Here is a 21,920-nt window from a genome sequence, read left to right on the forward strand (position 1 = left end):
GCGGCAATGACCAACCTGATCGAAATCCGTGACCTCAGCGTGGCCTTCAGTGGCCAGACCGTGGTGCGCAACCTGTGCCTGGACATCCGCCCCGGCGAATGCCTGGCGCTGGTGGGCGAATCGGGATCGGGCAAGTCGGTGACGGCCCACTCGATCCTGCAACTGCTGCCGCAAACCGATACCCGGACAACCGGCAGCATCCGCTATCGCGGCCAGGAACTGGTGGGTGCCGATGCCGGCAAGTTGCGACAACTGCGCGGCAATCGCATTGCGATGATCTTCCAGGAGCCGATGACGTCCCTGAACCCGCTGCACAGCATCGAAAAACAGATCGGCGAAACCTTGCTGGTGCACAAAGGCCTGGCGGGCAAAGCGGCGCAGGCGCGGATCCTTGAACTGCTGCACCTGGTGGGCATCCAGAAACCCGAGGAGCGCCTCAAAGCCTATCCCCATCAATTGTCCGGCGGCCAGCGCCAGCGAGTGATGATTGCCATGGCCCTGGCGTGCGAACCGGAACTGCTGATTGCCGACGAGCCGACCACCGCGCTGGACGTGACGGTGCAGCGCAAGATCCTGCTGCTGCTCAAGTCCCTGCAACAGCGGCTGGGCATGTCGCTGCTGCTGATCAGCCACGACCTCAATCTGGTGCGCAGCATCGCCCAGCGCGTGTGCGTGATGAAGGCCGGGGAAATCGTCGAGCAAGCGCCGTGCGAAACCCTGTTCACCGAACCGAAGCACCCTTACAGCTGCGTATTGCTGCACGCCGAACCCGAGGGCGAAGCCTTGCCCCGGGACGAGCGCGAAAACGTACTGGAGGTGAACGATCTGCAGGTGCGGTTTCCCGTCAGTGGCGGCCTGTTCCAGCGCAAGACCTGGCTGCGTGCCGTCGATGGCATCAGCCTGAACATCCAGCGTGGCAAGACCCTGGGCATTGTCGGTGAATCCGGTTCCGGCAAGTCCACACTCGGCCAGGCGATCCTGCGTTTGCTCGACTCCGAAGGCAGCATCCGCTTTCAGGGCCAGGCGCTGGATGGCCTGACGCAAAAACAGCTACGGCCGTGGCGCAAGAAAATGCAGGTGGTGTTCCAGGACCCCTTCGGCAGTCTCAGCCCGCGAATGTCGGTGGCGCAGATCATCAGCGAAGGCCTGGAAGTGCACAGCCAGTTGAGCACTGAAGAGTGCAACGCCGAAGTGATCCGCGCTCTGAGCGAAGTCGGCCTCGACCCGCAAAGCCGCCATCGCTATCCCCACGAATTCTCCGGTGGCCAGCGCCAGCGCATCGCCATCGCCCGGGCGCTGGTGCTCAAGCCTGCGCTGATCCTGCTCGACGAACCGACTTCAGCGCTGGACCGTACGGTGCAGAAACAGGTGGTCGCCCTGCTCCGCCAGCTCCAGGAAAAGCACGGCCTGACCTACCTGTTCATCAGCCACGACCTGGCGGTGGTGCGCGCCCTGGCCCATGACATGATCGTGATCAAGGATGGCAAGGTGGTGGAACGCGGCGCCAGCCACGAGGTATTTGACTCACCACAGCATCCGTACACCAAAGAGCTGTTGGCGGCGGCGTTGTTGGGGCAGGCATAATCCGTTGCATGAAGTTGGACCGAGGCGCGGCCTTCGCGAGCAGGCTCGCTCCCACAGGGGATTTGTGAACGACACAGATCAACTGTGGGAGCGAGCCTGCTCGCGAAGAGGCCGGCACAGGCAAAACATAATCAGGATCAGCCCCATGAACACCACCGATAGCCTCAAGGACTACCAGCGCGTTCGCCTGCTGGCGATCCGTTCATTGTTCGAAATCATCGAGCAATCGAGCGAGGGCACGGTGATTGTCGACCGCGATGCCAACATCGTCTGGATGAATGAGCGCTATGCCCGGCGCTTCGGCCTGCAATCGGCGCAAGTTGCGATCGGCAAGCCCTGCGAAAGCGTGATCCCCGGCAGCCTGTTGCGTGAAGTGGTGCGCACCGGCCGGCCGATCCTGCTGGATATGCAAGACACCCCGAAAGAGCCGCTGGTGGTCATGCGCCTGCCGATTCACGATGACGCCGGCGTGGTCATCGGCGCCATCGGTTTCGCCCTGTTCGACGAACTGCGCAGCCTGTCGCCGATGCTCAAGCGCTACATGAGCATGCAGGAAGAACTGGCCTCCACCCGCTCGCTGCTGCGCGCGCGGCAGACCAAATACAACTTCGCCCATTTCATCGGCACCAGCGCCGCCAGCCTGGAAGTCAAACGCCGCGCCCGGCGCAGTGCGAGTACCGAATCGCCGGTACTGCTGCTCGGCGAAACCGGCACCGGCAAGGAGTTGTTGGCTCAGGCCATCCACAATGCCTCGCCGCGCGCGCACAAGGCGTTTGTCAGTATCAACAGCGCGGCGATTCCCGAATCACTGCTGGAAGCCGAGTTCTTCGGCACCGCCCCCGGCGCATTTACCGGAGCCGACCGCAAGGGGCGCGCCGGCAAATTGCAGATCGCCCAGGGTGGCACCTTGTTCCTCGACGAAATCGGCGACATGCCGCTGCCCCTGCAAAGCAAACTGCTGCGGGTGTTGCAGGAAAAGGAATTCGAGCCGGTAGGCTCCAACGAAGTGATCCAGAGCGATGTGCGGGTGATCGCCGCGACCTCGACCGACCTGGAAGCGGCGATCAAACGCGGCGAGTTCCGCGCCGACCTGTACTACCGCCTCAACGTGCTGCCGATCCAGGTTCCGCCCCTGCGCGACCGCCTCGATGACGTGCCGGCGCTCAGTGAAGCGATTCTCGAGGAACTGCGCAGCCAGCATGAACTGCACCACGAGGCCCTGGAGTTGCTGGGGCAACACGCCTGGCCGGGGAACATCCGCGAATTGCGCAACGTGCTGGAGCGCGCGGCGCTGCTCAGCGATGACTTGCGCCTGACAGCGGCGGACATCCGCGCGGCGATTGGTACGTTCACCCGGGTTGAGCGCGTCACGCCCATGGCCCAGGAGCCCTTTGCCCATGAAACGTTCAGTGCGGCGCGGGAGCGATTCGACCGGCATCTGATCGAAACGACCCTTGCGCAATGCGGGGGCAAGGTCATTGAGGCGGCGGCGCGATTGGGGCTGGGGCGGTCGACGTTGTACAAGAAGATGGTGGCGTTGGGGATTGTCGAGTCTCTTTAGAGAGACATCAATCTCTTTTTGTAGAATGTTTTTTAAAGAGCAAAAGATCGCAGCCTTCGGCAGCTCCTACAGGGCTTTCCGCGTTCCCCTGTAGGAGCTGCCGAAGGCTGCGATCTTTTAACGCACCACAAAGTCTCAATAAATAGACAAATACGCCGCAAGCTCATCTTAAAACCAACTTAAACCCTTATATTTCAACAACTTAAACATATGGCACAAAACTCGCTATACGCCTCCCTACCCAGTTTCACCCTACAAAAATAACAACCCAGGAGACACACCATGAGTGTGATCATTGCCTTGGCAGCCCTCGCGCTGCTGATGCTGGCTGCCTACCGTGGCTATAGCGTTATCCTTTTTGCCCCGATTGCCGCCCTCGGCGCCGTCCTGCTCACCGACCCCTCTGCCGTCGCCCCCGCTTTCACCGGGGTGTTCATGGAAAAAATGGTCGGTTTCATCAAGCTGTATTTCCCGGTGTTCCTGCTCGGCGCAGTGTTCGGCAAGCTGATCGAACTGTCCGGCTTCTCGCGCTCCATCGTCGCTGCGGCGATTCGTCTGCTCGGCACCCGCCAGGCGATGCTGGTGATCGTGCTGGTCTGCGCCCTGCTCACCTATGGCGGCGTGTCGCTGTTTGTGGTGGTGTTCGCGGTCTACCCGTTCGCCGCTGAAATGTTCCGCCAGAGCAATATCCCCAAGCGCCTGATCCCGGCGACCATTGCCTTGGGCGCGTTCTCGTTCACCATGGACGCCCTGCCCGGCACGCCACAAATCCAGAACATCATCCCCAGCACCTTCTTCAACACCACTGCCTGGGCGGCGCCGTGGCTGGGCGTGATCGGCACGATCTTCGTGTTCTGTGCCGGCATGCTGTTTCTCCAGCGCCAACGCAACAAGGCACAGCGCGCCGGTGAAGGTTATGGCTCCGATCTGCGCAACGAGCCGGAAACCGCCGCCGACCTCAAGCTGCCCAACCCGTGGCTCGCGCTGTCGCCACTCTTGGCGGTAGGCATCATGAACCTGCTGTTCACCCATTGGATTCCGCAGGTGTACGGCAAGACCCACAGCCTCGCGCTGCCAGGCATGGCCGCGCCGGTGACCACGGAAATCGCTAAGCTCACGGCGATCTGGGCGGTACAGGCAGCCTTGCTGGTCGGCATCCTCATGGTGCTGATGTTTGGCTACAAGGCGATCAGCCGCAAACTCGCCGAAGGCAGTAAAAGCGCAGTCAGCGGCGCGTTACTGGCGGCGATGAACACCGCCTCGGAATACGGTTTCGGCGCGGTGATCGCGTCCCTGCCCGGCTTTCTGGTGTTGGCCGACTGGCTCAAGAGCATTCCCAATCCACTGGTCAACGAAGCGATTACCGTGACCCTGCTGGCCGGTATTACCGGATCCGCCTCGGGTGGCATGAGCATTGCCCTGGCAGCCATGTCCGAGCAGTTCATCAGCGCCGCCCATGCGGCGAACATTCCGCTGGAAGTGCTGCACCGGGTCGCCGCGATGGCCAGCGGCGGCATGGACACCCTGCCGCACAACGGCGCGGTGATTACCCTGCTGGCGGTCACCGGGCTGACCCACCGCGAAGCTTACAAAGACATTTTCTGTATTACGCTGATCAAGACCCTGGCGGTTTTCGTGGTGATCGGCACCTTCTACGCCACTGGCATTGTGTGAGGTATTCATGACGACTCTTTCGGGCAAGACCGCACTGGTCACCGGTTCCACCAGCGGCATCGGCCTGGGGATCGCCCTCAGCCTGGCCAAGGCCGGGGCCAACCTGATCCTCAACGGTTTTGGCGATGCGTCCAACGTTATTGCCGAGGTGGAACAGTTCGGCGGCAAGGTCGGCCACCACCCGGCCGATGTCAGCGATCCGGCACAGATTGCCGACATGATCGCCTACGCCGAACGCGAGTTCGGCGGCGTCGACATCCTGGTCAACAACGCCGGCATTCAACACGTGGCAGCGGTGGATGAGTTTCCGGTGGAGCGCTGGGATTCGATCATCGCGATCAACCTGTCGTCGGTGTTCCACAGCACCCGTCTGAGCCTGCCGGGCATGCGCGCCAAGGGCTGGGGCCGGGTGATCAACATTGCCTCGGTGCATGGCCTGGTCGGTTCGGTGGGCAAGTCAGCCTATGTCGCCGCCAAGCACGGGGTGATCGGCTTGACCAAAGTGGTCGCGCTGGAAACCGCGACCACCCAGGTCACCTGCAACGCGATCTGCCCAGGCTGGGTACTGACGCCGCTGGTGCAGAAACAGATCGACGATCGTGCCGCCAGCGGCGTTGATCCACAGCAGGCGCAGCATGATCTGCTCGCTGAAAAGCAGCCATCGCTGGAGTTCGTGACACCGCCGCAACTGGGTGAACTGGTGCTGTTTTTGTGCAGCGACGCCGGCAGCCAAGTGCGTGGCGCGGCGTGGAATGTGGATGGTGGGTGGTTGGCGCAGTAACTGCCGATTGCTTTTGTGGCGAGGGAGCTTGCTCCCGCTCGGCTGCGCAGCAGTCGTAAAATCAGCCGACCTTAATCGTCTGTGAGTTTATAGGGCGGCTTCGCCACCCAGCGGGAGCAAGCTCCCTCGCCACAAATAACTGCTCCACATCAGCCTGTGTGAAGGCATAAAAAAGAAGAGGCAAACCATGTCCGACATCCTCTGGCAACCCGACGTCAAACGCATCGGCAAGACCCGCATGGAAGCCTTCCGGCGCTTCATCAATCAGCGGTATCACCTCAAGATTGACGACTACCCGGCCCTGCACCAGTGGTCCATCGAGCAACGCCCCGACTTCTGGCAGGCCATTGTCGACTTCTTCGACATCCGCTTCCACGAACAACCCGACGCCGTGCTGCTCGAAGGCCCGCAGATGCCCAGTGCCCGGTGGTTCCCGGGCGCCACGCTGAACTTTGCCGAACACCTGCTGCAGCGCCGCGATGATGCGATCGCCGTGGTCGCCGTTGGCGAAAACGGTCAGCGTGAACATTTGACCTGGGCCGAACTGGCAGAGCATGTTGCCGGCTTTCAGAACGGCTTGATCGCCGCCGGCGTCGGTGTGGGTGATCGGGTCGCCGCATGCATGCCCAACACCTGGCAAACCCTGGTGGCCATGCTCGCCACCACCAGCCTCGGCGCTGTCTGGTCCTGTTCTTCACCGGACTTCGGCACCCAAGGGGTGGTTGACCGTTTCGGCCAGATCGAACCGAAAGTGCTGGTGACCTGCGCCGGCTACCGCTATGCCGGCAAAGAGATCGACCAGACCGCCAAGATCAACGAGATCCTCCAGCGCCTGCCTTCGCTGCAACAGCTGATCGTCGTGCCTTACGCACGCCCACAGGCGCACATCGAACACTTCCGCACCCCGGCCAACGTGACACTGTGGGACGATTTCTACGCACCCGGCGGCGAACCGGATTTCGTCCCGGTGCCCTTCGCCCATCCGCTGTACATCCTCTACTCCAGCGGCACCACCGGCGTGCCCAAATGCATCATCCACAGCACCGGCGGCGTACTCCTGCAACACGTCAAGGAACACGGCCTGCACTGCGATCTCGGCCCCGGCGAACGCCTGTTCTACTACACCACTTGCGGCTGGATGATGTGGAACTGGCTGGTCTCGGCCCTCGCGGTAGGCAGCGCGGTGGTGCTGTACGACGGCTCGCCGTTCCACCCCGACCCGCAACGCCTGATCGACCTGATCGACGACGAGGGCATCAGTGTCTTTGGCACCAGCCCCAAATTTCTTGCGACCCTGGAAAGCAGCGGCATCAAGCCCCGTGACAATCATGACCTGGGCAGCCTCAAGACGTTGCTGTGCACCGGCTCGGCGCTGTCGCCGCAGAGTTACGACTTCGTCTATCGCGACTTCAAGGCTGACGTGTGCCTGGCCTCGATGTCCGGCGGCACCGACGTCGTCTCGTGCTTCGTCAACGGCAACCCTGTGTCGCCAGTGCGGCGCGGCGAAATCATGGGCAAGAGCCTGGGCATGGCCGTCGAGGTATGGAACGACGCCGGCCAGCCGGTGATCGGCGAAAAAGGCGAACTGGTCTGCACCCGGCACTTCCCGGCGATGCCCGTTGGCCTGTGGAACGATGCCGATGGCGAAAAGCTGCGCCAGTCCTATTTCAGCCTGTTCCCCGGCGTCTGGGCCCAGGGCGACTACGCCGAACAATTGCCCGATGGCGGGATGATGATCCACGGCCGCTCCGATGCCGTGCTCAACCCCGGCGGCGTGCGCATCGGCACGGCGGAGATCTATCGCCAGGTGGAAAAGATCCCGCAAGTGCTCGACAGCGTGGCCATCGGACAGCAATGGCAGGATGACGTGCGGGTGGTGCTGTTCGTACGCCTGCGCGACGGGCTCGAGCTGGACGAGGCACTACAGCAGCAGATCCGCCAGACGATTCGCACCAACACCACGCCGCGTCATGTGCCGGCGAAGATTGTCGCGGTCACCGACATTCCCCGGACCATCAGCGGTAAGGTAGTTGAACTGGCGGTGCGCAATGTGGTGCATGGACAGAAGGTGAAAAACACCGATGCCCTGGCCAATCCCGAAGCGCTGGAGCAGTACCGAAACAGGCCCGAGCTCCAGTTTTGAACCGCCACAAGAACCTGTGGGAGCGAGCTTGCTCGCGATAGCGGAGTGTCAGTTGACATCAATGCAAATTGACCCGACGCCATCGCGAGCAAGCTCGCTCCCACAGGTCCTGCGTCGCTTAACCGCTCAAGCGCCCGACTCAACCTGCGCCTGCCACCTGTGCAAGAATAGACGCCAGCTAAAGCGACTCAGGCGCAGGACTCCCGGATGAACGCAATACCCACCGCCAGCGATGCCCAGGCCCTGATCGCCCGGATCGACTGGGCAAGCAGCCCGCTGGGCGCTGCCAGCACCTGGCCACAGAGCCTGCGAACCGCCGTGGACATTGTCATTCACTCACCGATGCCGATGCTGCTGCTATGGGGCCCGCAACTGACACAGATCTACAACGACGGCTTCGCCCTGCTCGCCGGAAGCAAGCATCCGCAGGCTTTCGGACAACCAACACACCTGATCTGGCCAGAGTTGAAAGACTTTACCGACCCGATCTACAGCGCCGTCCTGCAAGGTCAGGTACGAACCTACAGCGAGCAGCGCTTTACCCTGCAACGTGAGGGCCGGGAGTCCGACTTCTGGCTCGACCTGACCTACAGCCCGATCCGCGACGAAGGTGCCGAGGTGGCCGGGATCCTGGTCACCGCCATTGAAACCAACGAGCGCCGGCGCATCGCCCTCGAACTCGAACAACGCTCGGCGGCCAGCCTCAAGGCCCAGCGTGAAACCGAGGAGCGCCTGCAACTGGCTCTCGCCGCCACCGATGCGGTCGGCACCTGGGATTGGGACATCAGCGAGGACCGTTTCATCGCCGATGCGCATTTTGCCCAGCTCCACGGCGTCGACCCGGCCATGGCCAACCAGTTGCCGATCAGCGAATACCTGCACGGCGTACACCCGCAAGACCGCGCCCTGATCGCCCGCAGCATCAAGCACTGCATCACCCACGGCACCGAGTACGCCGAGGAATATCGCCTGTTGCAAACCGACGGCCAGATGCGCTGGGTGTTTGCCCGCGGTCGCTGCTACAAGGACCATCACGGCCGGCCGATCCGGTTCCTCGGCGCCGCCCTGGACCTGACCGAGCGCAAACACACCGAACAGGCCCTGCGCCAGAGCCAGACCGAGCTGCAACTGATCATCAACGCCATGCCGATCCTGATCAGCTACGTCGACCGCGAAGAACGCTTTCGCCTCAACAACGCGGCGTACCTCGACTGGTACGGGCTGACGCCGCAAGAGCTTTACGGGCGAACCATTCTTGAAGTGCTCGGCGAAGAAGCCTACGCGCTACGCGCCCCGTACATCACCGAGGCGCTGTCCGGCCGGCCGTGCTGTTTCAGCATCAGCACGCCGCACCGCGACGGCAGCCTGCGCCAGGCCTTGATGAACTACCTGCCACGCCACGGTGCAGACGGCGCGGTCAACGGTTTCTACATCTTCGTGATCGACGAAACCGAACGCAAAAACACCGAAGAAGCCTTGCGCAACCTGAACGAAACCCTTGAGGAACGGGTGGCCGCCCGCACCCGACAACTGGCCGAGGCCAACGAGCGTCTGCAAAACGAGATGTTCGAGCGTGAGCGTGCCGAAGACGCCTTGCGCCATGCCCAGAAAATGGAAGCCGTCGGCCAGCTTACCGGCGGCATCGCCCATGACTTCAACAACATGCTCACCGGCATCATTGGCAGCCTCGACCTGATGCAGCGCTACATCGCCGAAGGCCGCGCCAGCGAGATCGGCCGGTTCACCGAGGCGGCAGTGTCCTCGGCCAACCGTGCCGCCGCCCTCACCCATCGCTTGCTGGCGTTCTCCCGGCGTCAGTCGCTCAATCGCAAGCCGCTGAACCCCAACGACCTGATTCGCTCGCTCGAAGACCTGTTGAGTCGTACCAAGGGCGACCACATCGAACTCAAACTGCAACTGGCCGAGCACATCTGGCAGGTCAACACCGACGTCAGTCAGTTGGAAAACGCCCTGCTCAACCTGGTGATCAACGCCCGGGACGCCATGCCCGGCGGCGGCGAGTTGCAGATCGAAACGGCCAACGTGTACCTCGACGGCAGCGACATCACGACGCTGGAGCCGGTCAAGGCCGGCGACTACGTGATGATTGCCGTCAGCGACAACGGCACCGGCATGACGCCCTCGGTGCTGGCCAAGGCATTCGACCCGTTCTTCACCACCAAGCCCATCGGCCAGGGTACCGGCCTGGGCTTGTCGATGATCTACGGTTTTGCCCAGCAATCGGGTGGCCACGTCAGCCTTTTCAGCCTGCCCGGACGCGGCACCAGCGTGCGTTTGTACCTGCCGCGCCTGCATTCGACCGAGCCGGAACAAGTCCTGCCACCCCTCGTCGGCGAGGCGCCGGCGGCGATTGCCGGCGAAACGGTGATGCTGGTCGAGGACGATGCGGCGGTGCGCATGCTGGTACTGGACCTGCTCAAGGAACTCGGTTACCGCGCCCATGAAGCCGAAGATGCCAAGGACGCGCTGCCGGTGCTGGAGTCGGACCTGCGGGTGGACCTGCTGGTGACCGATGTGGGGTTGCCCGGCATGAACGGCCGACAACTGGCAGAAATCGCCCGCCAGCATCGTCCCGGACTGAAAGTGTTGTTCATGACCGGTTACGCGGAGATCGCTGCCGAGCGCCAGGGTTTCCTTGAAGAAGGCATGGACATGGTGACCAAACCGTTTTCCATCGACCTGCTGGCCAACAAGATTCGCACGATGATCGGTCAACCGGACTGAGTTGAGGCATAATCGCGCCCCCCGCTGCCACCCACATAGCCAGTATCGTTGCAAGGTAACCGCCCCATGAAAGCTCAAGCCCGCCATATCCTGGTGAAAACCTCGGAAGAAGCCGAGCAGCTCAAACAACGCATCGCCAAGGGTGAAGCGTTCGATGTGCTGGCCAAGAAGTACTCGACCTGCCCGTCGGGCAAGCGCGGCGGCGACCTCGGCGAAGTGCGCCCGGGGCAGATGGTCGGCGTGATCGATGCGGTGATCTTCAAGAAACCGCTGCGGGTGGTGCATGGCCCGATCAAGAGCAAGTTCGGCTATCACCTGGTGCAGGTGTTTTACCGGGATTGATCACAGGCTCATTGCCAACTGATGACCTGTAGGAGCTGCCGCAGGCTGCGATCTTTTGATCTTGTTTTTTAGAGAGCAAGATCAAAAGATCGCAGCCTGCGGCAGCTCCTACAGGGTTTTGTTCAGGTGCGGGGGATCAGTGCACCGGGCACCTGAATCACCTGGCTCGCCAACCGGTGTCCCGCTTGCGCCGCTTCGACCGGGCTGCCGCCCTTGAGCCGGCTGGCCAGGTACGCGGCACTGAACGAATCCCCCGCCGCCGTGGTGTCCACCACCCGCTCGACCTTCTGTGCCGGCACCTCGAATGACTCGCCATCACAACGAATCAGGCACGCTTGCGCGCCGCGCTTGAGCACCACTTCCGGCGTACCCATCTGCTCATATGCGGCAAACACCGCGTCATCATCGGCATAACCAAACAGCGCCTGTTCGTCATCCACCGTCAGCAACGCCAGGTCGACTTGCGGCAGCACGCTGCGATACGCCGCCCGGGCGTCCTCGACCGATGCCCAGAGCCGTGGCCGGTAGTTGTTGTCGAACACGATCCGCGCATCGCGCTGGCGGGCCTCGATCAGGGTGTCCAGGAGTTTTTCCCGACCTTGCACGCCGAGTACCGCCAGGGTGATGCCGCTGAAATACAGCACATCGTAATCCGGCAGCGCCGCGAGGATCGGTGCGGCGGCCGGCGTAGTGAAGCAGTCGCGTACCGCCGCTTCATTGCGCCAGTACAGGAAACGTCGCTCACCGGCGGCGTCGGTCTGGATGCAATACAAACCCGGCAGGCGTCCGGGCAGGCGCTGGACCATCTCCAGGCCGATGTTTTCCGCCGCCCAGCTCTGGCACATCGCGTCGCTGAAACTGTCATCGCCCAGGGCGGTGACGTAGTCCACGGTGCCACTCGCCCCCAATTCCCGGGACAGGTACACCGCCGTGTTCAAGGTGTCGCCGCCGAAACTCTGTTGCAGGCTGCCGTCGGCGCGATGCTGCAACTCGATCATGCATTCGCCGATCAGGGCGATGCGCGGAGTGTTGGGGCCGAGGGTGTTGATGGTGTTCATGTTGTGGGGTCCCTGGTGTTTCTTTGTTGTCTGGGCCGCCGCCATCGCGAGCAGGCTCGCTCCCACAGGGGAACGCATTCCAATGTGGGAGCGAGCCTGCTCGCGAAGGCGGCGCCTCGGTCTGAAATCTTAGAAACAGGTTTCCATGGTCTCGATGACGTTCAGTTGCTCATCGACCAGACAGCCGACACGCCACTTGTCGAACGTCAGGCACGGGTGCGAAGTGCCGAACGAAATGATGTCGCCGACCCGCAGATCAACCCCCGGCGCCACGGTCATGAACGCATGCTGGTCCATGACCGCGGTGACTTTGCAGGCACTCACATCATCGCCACTGGCCGGCACCACGCCCGCCTTGTAGCGCCGCAACGGCACCGGCAACCCGGCGTCGTAGGCGACGTCGCGCTTGCCCAGTGCAATCACCGCAAACCCCGGCTCCGGCAACGACTGCACGTGCGCCCACACTTCCAGCGCCGGGCGCAGGCCTTCGTGCAAATCACTGCGACGGTCGAGCACGCAGCACTGCGCTTCCTTGTAGATGCCATGGTCGTGAGCCACGTAACTGCCGGGACGCAGCACGCTGAGGAAGCGTCCGGCGGCGTTCTGTGCTTCGAAGGACTCGGCAATCAGGTCATACCAGGCCGAACCCGACGCAGTGACGATCGGCTTGGCAATGGCGAAGGCGCCGCTGTCCTGCAACTGCACCGCCAGACGCACCAGCGACGCGGCGAAATCGCGGATACCGGTCACGGCGTGATCGCCATGGATCACCCCCTCGTAGCCTTCGATCCCGGTCAGGGCCAGGGCCGGTTGCGCGGCGATGGCCTTGGCCAGGTCGAGCACTTCCTGTTCACTGCGGCAACCGCAACGCCCGCCGACCACGCCGTATTCGATCATCACGTTCAAGCGCACGCCACGGGAGGCGAAGTAGGCGCCGAGGTCGGCGACGTTGTCCGGGTGATCGACCATGCAGTAGAAGTCGAACGTCGGGTCGGCCAGCAGGTCGGCGATCAATGCCATGTTCGGCGTGCCGACCAACTGGTTGGCCATCAGCACACGGCGCACGCCATGGGCATAGGCGGCGCGGGTTTGCGTGGCGCTGGCCAGGGTGATGCCCCAGGCACCGGCGTCCAGTTGGCGACGGAACAACGCCGGGGTCATGCTGGTCTTGCCATGGGGCGCCAGTTCCGCTCCGCTGTCGCTGACGAACGCCTGCATCCAGCGGATGTTGTGTTCCAGCGCCTCGCGGTGCAGTACCAGCGCAGGCAGGCTGACATCACGCACCAGGCTGGCACCGATGGGCGCCGCGCCTTTTTCCACGTTGGCGGTATGGGGGGCAGAAGACATGGTCGAACTCCTCGTTCACGCGGCTGCAGGCAGCCGCTGTTATTCGTTGATGCGACGGGCCAGGCTATTGGCGCTTGCGATCAGCACCCGGCGGTAGTCGTTGTAGTTTTTCTTCGCATCGGCCCGTGGGGCGACGATGCACAGGGTCGCGATGGCCACGCCGTCGGGGTTTTTGACCGGGGCGGCGAAGCAATGGGTAAAGGTGTCGGCGACGCTATCGAAGGAAAAGAACCCATCGATACCGGCCTGACGGATTTCCTTGAGGAACTGCTCCAGAGGCAAGCGTTCGCCATCGGGCAGGATGAAGTCGTCGTGGTCAATCAGGTCGACGATCTCCTGGTCGCTCAGGTGCGCCAGCAACAGGCGCCCGGAAGCGGTCCAGGGGATGGGCGCGTTTTCGCCGATGTCCGAGGAAATGCGGAAATGCCGCTCGCCTTCCTTCATCAGCGCCACGGTGTATTTGCGCCCGTTGAGCAGGCACATCTGCGCGGTTTCGTGGGTCTGGCTGACGATGTCCTGCAAGGCGTGATCGGCCTCGCGGGTCAGGTCGAAATGGCGCAGGTGGGCCTGGCCGAGAAAGTACAGCTGACGACCGAGGTAGACATGACCGTCCTTGCCCACCGGTTCCAGGATCCGTCGTTCCAGCAGCGAGGCCACCAGTTCGTAGACCGTGGACTTGGGGCTGCCGATACCGTTGGCAATATCGTTCGGGCGCAAGGGCTGGCCGATCTCCTTGAGGAAATCGAGGATATCGAACGCCCGGTCCAGACCGCGTGCCCGGCGCTTGATGGTGTCTTCGGTCATTTCAGTGGTTCCCATTTATAGTCGCCGGGAGTTTAACCAGAGTGATGGGGTGACTGTTAGGGCGCCTTCGCGAGCAGGCTCGCTCCCACATTTGGAATGCAATCCCCTGTGGGAGCGAGCCTGCTCGCGAAGAAGTCACCACGGACTCAAGCCTTTTTCTTGTACGCGATGCAGTCGATCTCGACCTTGCAGTCGACCATCATGTTCGCCTGCACACAGGCCCGTGCCGGGGCGTGCTCGGGTTTGAAGTACTCGGAGAAGACCTTGTTGAAACTGGTGAAATCCCGCGGATCCTCCAGCCACACGCCAGCACGCACCACATCTTCCAGGCCATAACCGGCCTCCTGGAGAATCGCGATCAGGTTCTTCATGGTCTGGTGGGTCTGTTCGATAATCCCGCCCGTAATGATCTCGCCATCCACCGCCGGCACCTGCCCGGAAACGTGCAGCCAGCCATCGGCTTCAACGGCGCGGGCGAAAGGGCGAGGCGTGCCGCCTGCAGCGGCGCTGCCGGTGCCGTAACGAGTAATGCTCATGAGTGTTTCTCCTGATTGAAAATTGAAGGATCAAAAACGGGTGCTTTTGAGAAATTCCGCCAGTCGTGGCGATTGCGGGCGCTCGAACAGGTCCTTGGGCGGCCCCTGCTCTTCGATACGGCCCTGATTCATGAAGACGATCTTGTCCGAGACCTCGAAGGCAAAGCGCATTTCGTGGGTCACCAACAACATGGTCATGCCGTCTTCGGCCAGGCCCTTGATCACGCTCAGCACTTCGCCGACCAGCTCCGGGTCGAGGGCCGAAGTCACTTCGTCGAACAGCATCAGGCTCGGGTTCATCGCAATCGCCCGGGCAATCGCCACGCGTTGCTGCTGGCCACCGGACAACTGACCGGGGAAGTGGTCGCGCCGTTCCAGCAGGCCAACGCGCTCCAGCCATTTTTCGGCCAGGGCCACGGCCTCGTCCTTGTGCAGTTTCTTCACCTTGAGCAGGCCCAGGGTGACGTTCTGCAACGCGGTCAGGTGCGGGAACAGGTTGAACTGTTGAAACGCCATGCCGGTCATGGCGCGATGCCGGGCGATGACTTTTTCCGGGTGGCGCACACGCTTGCCGTTAACCTCGTCATAGCCGATGGACTCGCCGTCGAGCAGGATCTGCCCACCCTGGAATTCTTCGAGCATGTTCACGCAACGCAGCAATGTGGTCTTGCCCGAGCCGCTGGAACCGATCAAGGTCACCACGTTGCCGCGCTGCAGTGTCAGGTCGACGCCCTTGAGCACTTCGAGCTGGTCGTAACGCTTGTGCAGGCCGCGAATGTCCAGCAGGGGTTGGCCGTTTTGAGCATGATTTTGTGCAGGGTTTTGAGTCTGAGTCATGGCAAAGCCACCCGCTTTTCAATGTGCCGGCCGAGTAACTCGATGCCGTAGTTGATGACGAAGAACAGGAAACCGGCGAACAGGTAAAACTCCAGGGTCATGAAGGTCCGGGCGATGATCTGCTGGGTGCTGAGCAGCAATTCGGCCACGCCGATCACCGACAACAGGGTCGAAGCCTTGACGATCTCGGTCGACGAGTTGACCCAGGTCGGCAGGATCTGCCGCAACGCCTGGGGCAACAACACATAACCCAGCGCCTGGTAGAACGTCAGGCCGATGGCCTCGCTGGCCTCCATCTGCCCGCGTGGCAATGCCTGCAAGGCGCCGCGCACGATCTCGGCGACGTGGGAGCCGCAGAACAGGGTCAATCCCAGCGCACCGGCCTGGAACGCACTGATCTGCCAGCCCAGCGCCGGGGCCATGTAAAAGCACGCCAGCACCAGCACGAAGACCGGTGTGCCGCGAATCACATCGACATAAAAACGAAACGGTGCGCGCATCCAGAACTTGCCGTAGGTCAGCACCAGCCCGGTGACCACACCCACCAGCGTGCCGAGCAGAATCGCCAGCACCGACACCTGGACACTGGTCAGAAAGCCTTGCCACAGCACTTCCCGCGCCACCCACAACTCATGCAACCAACTCGGGGATTCGTACATGGGCAGCTCCTATCGGCGAATCGCCAGACGCTGTTCGAGGTAACGCAGCATCATGGCAATGAGGTAACAGGCCGCCACATAGAGCGCCGTGGTCACCAGCCAGGTTTCAATCACCCGGTAGCTCTCGACATTGATCTTGCGCGCGTAATAGGTCAGCTCCGGCACGGCAATCGCCGCCGCCAGCGAGGTGTCCTTGAACAGCGAAATGAAGTTGTTCGACAGGGCCGGCAACACGTTGCGCAGCATCACCGGCACGGTGACGTAGGCCTTGACCTGCCACTCGCCCAGCCCGATGGCCAACCCGGCTTCGCGCTGGCCCTTGGGAATGCTCAACAGTCCGCCACGAAACACTTCAGTCAGGTAGGCCCCGGCATACAGCGACAGGGTGATGATGAACGAGGGGATCTTGTCCAGACGAATCCCCAGGCTTGGCAGCGCAAAGTAGATCAACAGAATCAACACCAGGATCGGCGTGTTACGAATCACCGTGACATACACCGACGCCATCACCCGCAATGCGCGGTGTCTGGACAGCAAGGCAAACGCCATCATCAGGCCGATCACGCAGCCGATGGCGATCGACACCAGCGCCAGTTCAAGGCCCAGGCCGAGCCCCGCCAGCAAGGTGTCGAAGTCGCGCCAGACGGCGGCAAAGTTCAACTGATAGTTCATGGTCAGCAGTACCTGAACGGGGCGACTCATCACCGCCCCGCTCTCACGGGATCATTGAAATTCGACGGGGAAACCAATCTTTGGCGAAGGCAGGTCGACACCGAACCACTGCTTGAACGACGCCGCGTAAGCCGGGAATTCAACACCGGTCATGGCTTCATGCAGGGTGGTGTTGACGAAATTCAGCCAGTCCTGATCGCCGCGCTTGACCGCGCACGCATAGGTCTGCGGGCTCCAGGCGTAGGCCGGGCTGCGATAACGGCCAGGGTTCTGCACCATCAGGTACTTCACCGAAGACTGGTCGGTGGCCGCCGCGTCGGCCCGGCCGGAGTTCACCGCCTGGTACATCAGGTCCACACTGTCGTACTGATCGACCTTGGCCTTGGGCAGCGCCTGGTGCACCAGCTCCTCGGCGTAGACGTTTTGCAGCACTGCCACCGTGACGCTGTCACCGGCGGCCTGCATGTCGTCGATCTCCTTGTACTTGCTGTTCGCCGGCAACAGCAGGCCGACACCTTCGCGGTAATACGGCAGCGTAAACGCCACTTGCTGGGCGCGGCTGGCGGTCACGGTGATGAACTGGCAGCTCATGTCGACTTTGTCGGTCAGCAGGTTGGGGATACGCGCGTCGGACGATTGCACCACGAACTCGACTTTGCTCGGATCGTTGAACAACCCCTTCGCCACCATGCGCCCGATATCGATATCGAACCCCTGCAACTTGCCATCCGCGCCCTGGAAGTGCCACGGCGCATTCGTGCTGCCGGTGCCCACAATCAGTTTGCCGCGGGCCAGAACGCTATCGAGCTTGCTGTCCGCCGCCTGGGCCACGCCCATGGCAGCGGCTGAAGCTGCGAAAAGAAAAACACACGCTTTGAACAAGGATGGTCGGCGATGCATGGCAAGCACTCCAGGGTGATGTGTATTCCGCTATACCGGAACATGGTATGTAACAACGGAATAGACAGCAGAAAGTGTGCCACAGGAAGTGGAGCGTTTCCCAGTGCATTTGAAAAATGAGCGTAATCAACGAGATGGCAATTCGTCGGAGTGCAGACGTTACCCGTCACCCCGATAGCGAGCGCTACTGTTGGCTACAGGGAGCGGGTACCCGGGCCCCAACCCTGTGCACAGTCAGGCAGCCAGGAACCAGATTGGACAACCCCGGATTCGACTGCTTTCATTCAAGTTTCAGACGGAATGAACTGCTGCTGGCGACCCTGTGGGCCAGCCTTTCACGATGCTCCAGGAGAGTTCATGTCTTTTAAGGTCATGATGGTATTCGGTACGCATCCGGAGGCCATCAAGATGGCACCCCTGGCGCGGGTCCTGCGTAACTGGCCCGGGCGCAAGGCTTGAAACGGGTGCTGGGCCTGCGCATGGACCCGGCCTATTACCAACGCATCGATGAGCTGGACAGCGCCGGACTGGCAACCTTTTCGTGCCGAACCCATGCCTCCCCAATCCACCTCCCCGGGCTGTCACCCGACGTCGGTTTTCTCCCTGCGCTACCGGCCGTGGGGTAAGGTGATTCTCGACAACCAGCACAACAGCAAGGTCGGCGATGTACAAAACCATTGAAGACGAAGTGCTGAAAAAGTCGGCGCCGGCCAAGCTCAAAGCCGAGTTCCTCCAGCATGAATTTGATCGGCTACGCACCTTTTGCATATTGATCTACATCGCCAGCATTGCGATCTGGATTGCCTACGACCTGATCCTCAGTTTCATCGGCGGACTATCATTCACCTGGCTTTCGCTGGTGTTTATCGGCGTCTTCTCGAGTTTCGTCATCGTCCTTCGGTTGATCCGCGATGCGCGGCATTTCCAGACGCTGAACCTGCTGTTCGTGTTTGCCATGACATTGGGCACGCGACTGCTCACCGAAGGCCTGCCCGACGATCACCAACCCGCCTGGCTGTTGCTGGCGGCTTCGACCACCCTGTTTACGGCCTCGGTATTGCCGCTGAACCGCTGGTCGTTCTTTGCCGCGCAAATCGTCACCTGGTCGTTTCTCAACCCTTTCTACAACACGGATCTCGAACACATGGAGCTGAGGGGGGTGATGGCCATCAGTTACTCTGCGTTTATCTGCGGCCTGACCCTCTACAGCTTCCTGACACTGCGCAAAGCCAAGCTGTACAACTTCATCATGTCCAAGCTGCTGCTGGACCAGGCCTACATCGACACCCTCACCGAAATCCCCAATCGCCGCTCGTTCATGACCCGCGCCAACCAGCATTTGAACAAAGTGCCGCGGGAGACCGACCACTACCTGGCGATGGTCGATATCGACAATTTCAAGAAGGTCAACGACGTCCATGGCCATGACATTGGCGACGAGGTGCTCAAGCGCATCGCCCAGGACATCAAGTCGGTGATGACCCGTCACGAATATGCGCGCCTCGGTGGCGAGGAGTTCGCGGTTTACCTGGCCGGGGCACGCCACGAAGACGTCGAGGCGCTGGCCGCTGAATTGTGTCGGGTGGTGCGCGAACAACCCACTCGATTCCCGGTGACCATCAGCATCGGCCTGGCCCGGGTGCTCGACGGCGACACGCTGAACCAGGCGCTGGTCAAGGCCGATGAAGCCTTGTATGAGGCAAAGCATACGGGGAAGGATCGGTATACCTTTCATCGCCAGACTTGACTGGCTGGCGTCTGATACGCCGCCTTCGCGAGCAAGCTCGCTCCCACTCAGTGCTTGAATGACGTCATCACCCGTTCGGCATTTTCATCGCAACTCATGCCCGCAGGCTTGGCCTGGATGGTGTCGATCCACCCCAACAACTGCGCCTTGCTATGGGCCAGGTGCCGTTGCATCTCTTCGATCTGCTCGACCTTGCGATGCAGGCCGACCATCAACTCATCGTGCTTGAACGCACCGGTCACATTATCCGGGAGCAACTGCTTGAGTTCCTCCAGGCTGAAACCGGCCTGTTGTGCGCATTGGATCAATTGCAGGGTTTGCAGCGCCTGTTGCGAGTAACGCCGATACCCGTTGGCAGAGCGCTCGACCTGCCGGATCAAGCCCTGAGACTCGTAAAAACGGATGCGTGATGCGGTCAGGCCGCTCAACTGCGCCAATTCACCAATTTTCATTGCCGCCTCATTTGCCTGCTTGACATTAAAGTTAACTTTAAGCTTAGCCTCTGCTCATCAGTATGAGGAGTCAAGCATGTCACCCTTCCAAACCTTGAATTTGCCCAACGGCCAGACCATCGGCAATCGCATTGCCAAAGCCGCGATGGAGGAGAACCTCGCCAATACCGATCAGGTACCCGATCAGCCACTGCTTCGCCTGTATCAGGCCTGGGCCGAAGGCGAAACCGGTTTGTTGCTGACCGGCAATGTGATGATCGACCGCCGCGCCATGACCGGCCCTGGTGGTGTCGCACTGGAGGACGAGCGACACCTGGAACGCTTCCGCCAGTGGGCCAGTGTCGGTCGGGCCGGCGGTGCGCACTTCTGGATGCAACTCAACCACCCTGGCCGCCAGACCATGGCCAACCTCGGCCAGCAAGCACTGGCACCGTCGGCGGTTGCGTTGGATCTCGGCCAGTTCTCGAAGATGTTCGCCGAACCCAAACCGATGAGCGAGGACGACATCCAGGAGGTGATCCGACGTTTCGCCATCAGCGCCGCACTGGCGGAGAAAGCCGGTTTTACCGGCGTGCAGATCCACGCCGCCCATGGCTACCTGCTCAGCCAGTTCCTGTCGCCGCTGACCAATCGACGCACTGATCGCTGGGGTGGTTCGCTGGAGAATCGCGCGCGCCTGCTGTTGTCCGTCGTCGAGGCGGTTCGCCAGGCGGTGTCGCCGCAATTTTGTGTGTCGGTAAAGCTCAACTCCGCGGATTTCCAGCGCGGTGGTTTCGATGCCGATGATGCACGGCAAGTGATCCTGTGGCTCAACGAACGACCGATCGACCTGCTCGAACTCTCCGGCGGCAGTTACGAAGCACCGGCCATGCAAGGTGAAGCGCGCGACGGCCGGACCCTGGCCCGGGAGGCGTACTTTCTGGAAATGGCCGGTGAACTGGCCAGCGTGGCGCGCATGCCAGTGATGGTGACAGGCGGGATCCGGCGTCTGGCAATCGTCGAACAGGTCCTCGACAGCGGCATCGCCATGGCCGGCATCGGCACCGCGCTGGCCGTGGAACCGCACCTGGTCAAGCATTGGCGCGAAGGCAAGGACAGCCACCCACAACTGCCGGCGATCCGCTGGAAGCGCAAACCCCTGGCGGCGCTGGCGAGCATGGCGGTGGTGAAGTTCCAGTTGCATCGCTTGAGCCGTGGGCGCAAAACCCGACCTGAGGTCTCGGCGCTATGGGCGTTGATTGTCGACCGGTTGTACATAGGCAAGCGTACCCGGCAGTATCGGCAGGCGATGGGCAAGTGATTCAAATTTGAGGTTGGCAGGTACACCGCTTTCGCGAGCAGGCTCGCTCCCACAGGTCATGCGCAGATTTTGAAATGGCGCTAATCCTGTGGGAGCGAGCCTGCTCGCGAAGAGGCCGGAACTGCCAAACAGAACTCAACCAGGCAGCAACTCGTCAATATGCCGATACTCGGCCTGCAACTGCGCCGCCAACACCCTGCTGCGCCCAAGCCGGATCGGCCCGCGCTCGATGTCGATCAACAGCCCCGGGCACTCCAGCACGGGCAGCAACGACCATTCCTTCAGCCGGCCATCGGTCACCAGCAGCAACCGCTGCTGCTCCGCCGGAAAACGCTTCTGCCGAGCAGCAAGCCACTGTCCGGCTTCGCTCAATGCCGCCAGCAGCGGCGTACCACCACCGGCACCCAGGCCGTCGAGCCAATGGCGCAGCCCCGTGGAAGCCTTCAATCCCTGCACCTGCCACCTTGGAGCAGCACCGCTGGCCGTGAGCAACGCCAGTCGTGCGCGCTGGCGATAGGCATCGTCGAACAACTGTGCCAGCAAGCCCTTGGCATCGCTCAATGCCTGATGACGGCGGGTCGACGCGGAGGCATCGACTATCACCAGCCACAGTTCATGGGGCGAACGCGTGCGCAGTTGAAATAGCAGGTCGTCGCGCTGGCGCGGCCGGCCATTGAGCAAGGTGCCGGGCCAGTTGACCGAGCCACTGCGGGCGGCGTGACGCTTGCCCTGTTTGCCATGGTCCAGGCGCCCGGCTCGGGGTCTGGCATTCGCCCCC

19 protein-coding genes are annotated in these 21,920 nt (G+C 61.8%); 9 read left to right on the forward strand and 10 right to left on the reverse strand.

The genetic code is table 11. The features are described 5' to 3' along the window. The first annotated feature begins 6 nt into the window (after positions 1-6). The 7 genes from AC3WJW_RS27215 (at position 7) to AC3WJW_RS27245 (ending at position 10,830) form a co-directional block, all read left to right on the forward strand. The gene (locus AC3WJW_RS27215; protein ID WP_429387674.1) at positions 7-1,584 is read left to right on the forward strand and encodes an ABC transporter ATP-binding protein; all 1,578 of its coding nucleotides are present in this window, start codon (positions 7-9) and stop codon (positions 1,582-1,584) included. Positions 1,585-1,729: 145 nt separating this feature from the next. After that, a complete protein-coding gene (locus AC3WJW_RS27220; RefSeq protein WP_493728135.1) occupies positions 1,730-3,145 on the forward strand; it encodes a sigma-54 interaction domain-containing protein in 1,416 nt (471 codons plus the stop codon). Between the two features lie 282 nt (positions 3,146-3,427). Beyond that, positions 3,428-4,819, forward strand: coding sequence for a GntP family permease (locus AC3WJW_RS27225; RefSeq protein WP_493728136.1), 1,392 nt, complete (start codon positions 3,428-3,430; stop codon positions 4,817-4,819). Between the two features lie 7 nt (positions 4,820-4,826). Further along, complete coding sequence (locus AC3WJW_RS27230; protein WP_493728137.1) at positions 4,827-5,600, forward strand: 3-hydroxybutyrate dehydrogenase; 774 nt, start codon at positions 4,827-4,829, stop codon at positions 5,598-5,600. Positions 5,601-5,787: 187 nt separating this feature from the next. Next, positions 5,788-7,743 (forward strand): acetoacetate--CoA ligase, encoded by a 1,956-nt coding sequence (locus AC3WJW_RS27235; protein ID WP_493728138.1) that lies wholly within the window; start codon positions 5,788-5,790, stop codon positions 7,741-7,743. A gap of 207 nt (positions 7,744-7,950) precedes the next feature. After that, the gene (locus AC3WJW_RS27240) at positions 7,951-10,488 is read left to right on the forward strand and encodes a PAS domain-containing hybrid sensor histidine kinase/response regulator (protein ID WP_493728139.1); all 2,538 of its coding nucleotides are present in this window, start codon (positions 7,951-7,953) and stop codon (positions 10,486-10,488) included. Positions 10,489-10,554: 66 nt separating this feature from the next. After that, positions 10,555-10,830: a peptidylprolyl isomerase gene (locus AC3WJW_RS27245; RefSeq protein ID WP_007898282.1), complete on the forward strand. Its 276-nt coding sequence runs from the start codon at positions 10,555-10,557 to the stop codon at positions 10,828-10,830. A gap of 122 nt (positions 10,831-10,952) precedes the next feature. On the opposite strand, the gene AC3WJW_RS27250 is transcribed toward AC3WJW_RS27245, so the two are convergent. From AC3WJW_RS27250 to AC3WJW_RS27285, 8 genes are all read right to left on the reverse strand, one after another. Then, complete coding sequence (locus AC3WJW_RS27250) at positions 10,953-11,888, reverse strand: sugar kinase (RefSeq protein ID WP_493728140.1); 936 nt, start codon at positions 11,886-11,888, stop codon at positions 10,953-10,955. 129 nt (positions 11,889-12,017) lie between these two features. Further along, positions 12,018-13,235 (reverse strand): amino acid deaminase, encoded by a 1,218-nt coding sequence (locus tag AC3WJW_RS27255; RefSeq protein ID WP_493728141.1) that lies wholly within the window; start codon positions 13,233-13,235, stop codon positions 12,018-12,020. A gap of 39 nt (positions 13,236-13,274) precedes the next feature. After that, positions 13,275-14,039 (reverse strand): IclR family transcriptional regulator, encoded by a 765-nt coding sequence (locus AC3WJW_RS27260; protein ID WP_007974681.1) that lies wholly within the window; start codon positions 14,037-14,039, stop codon positions 13,275-13,277. Between the two features lie 146 nt (positions 14,040-14,185). Further along, entirely contained in the window at positions 14,186-14,575 is a 390-nt protein-coding gene (locus AC3WJW_RS27265; protein WP_493728142.1) for a RidA family protein, read from the reverse strand. Positions 14,576-14,605: 30 nt separating this feature from the next. Next, a complete protein-coding gene (locus AC3WJW_RS27270) occupies positions 14,606-15,412 on the reverse strand; it encodes an amino acid ABC transporter ATP-binding protein (RefSeq protein WP_493728143.1) in 807 nt (268 codons plus the stop codon). After that, complete coding sequence (locus tag AC3WJW_RS27275; RefSeq protein ID WP_493728144.1) at positions 15,409-16,071, reverse strand: amino acid ABC transporter permease; 663 nt, start codon at positions 16,069-16,071, stop codon at positions 15,409-15,411. Before AC3WJW_RS27275 ends, AC3WJW_RS27270 begins: the two co-directional genes overlap by 4 nt. 9 nt (positions 16,072-16,080) lie before the next feature. Beyond that, entirely contained in the window at positions 16,081-16,743 is a 663-nt protein-coding gene (locus tag AC3WJW_RS27280; protein WP_033047866.1) for an amino acid ABC transporter permease, read from the reverse strand. Between the two features lie 51 nt (positions 16,744-16,794). Further along, positions 16,795-17,643: a transporter substrate-binding protein gene (locus AC3WJW_RS27285; RefSeq protein ID WP_493728145.1), complete on the reverse strand. Its 849-nt coding sequence runs from the start codon at positions 17,641-17,643 to the stop codon at positions 16,795-16,797. A 664-nt stretch (positions 17,644-18,307) separates the two neighbouring features. Between AC3WJW_RS27285 and AC3WJW_RS27290 the strand changes: the two genes are divergently transcribed. After that, on the forward strand, positions 18,308-19,390 hold the full coding sequence (locus AC3WJW_RS27290) for a GGDEF domain-containing protein (protein WP_493728146.1): 1,083 nt from the start codon (positions 18,308-18,310) through the stop codon (positions 19,388-19,390). A gap of 47 nt (positions 19,391-19,437) precedes the next feature. Here the strand turns inward: AC3WJW_RS27290 and AC3WJW_RS27295 are convergent, their stop codons facing one another. Continuing rightward, a complete protein-coding gene (locus AC3WJW_RS27295; protein ID WP_493728147.1) occupies positions 19,438-19,842 on the reverse strand; it encodes a MerR family transcriptional regulator in 405 nt (134 codons plus the stop codon). A 76-nt stretch (positions 19,843-19,918) separates the two neighbouring features. Between AC3WJW_RS27295 and AC3WJW_RS27300 the strand changes: the two genes are divergently transcribed. After that, positions 19,919-21,142 carry an NADH:flavin oxidoreductase/NADH oxidase family protein gene (locus AC3WJW_RS27300; RefSeq protein WP_493728148.1) on the forward strand — a complete coding sequence of 408 codons (1,224 nt, stop codon included), beginning with the start codon at positions 19,919-19,921 and terminating at the stop codon, positions 21,140-21,142. Between the two features lie 135 nt (positions 21,143-21,277). Here AC3WJW_RS27300 and AC3WJW_RS27305 read toward each other — a convergent pair whose 3' ends face one another. Next, the gene (locus tag AC3WJW_RS27305; RefSeq protein ID WP_493728151.1) at positions 21,278-21,823 is read right to left on the reverse strand and encodes a vWA domain-containing protein; all 546 of its coding nucleotides are present in this window, start codon (positions 21,821-21,823) and stop codon (positions 21,278-21,280) included. Positions 21,824-21,920: the final 97 nt, after the last annotated feature.

This window comes from Pseudomonas sp. GW821-FHT07G06 (assembly GCF_058986625.1).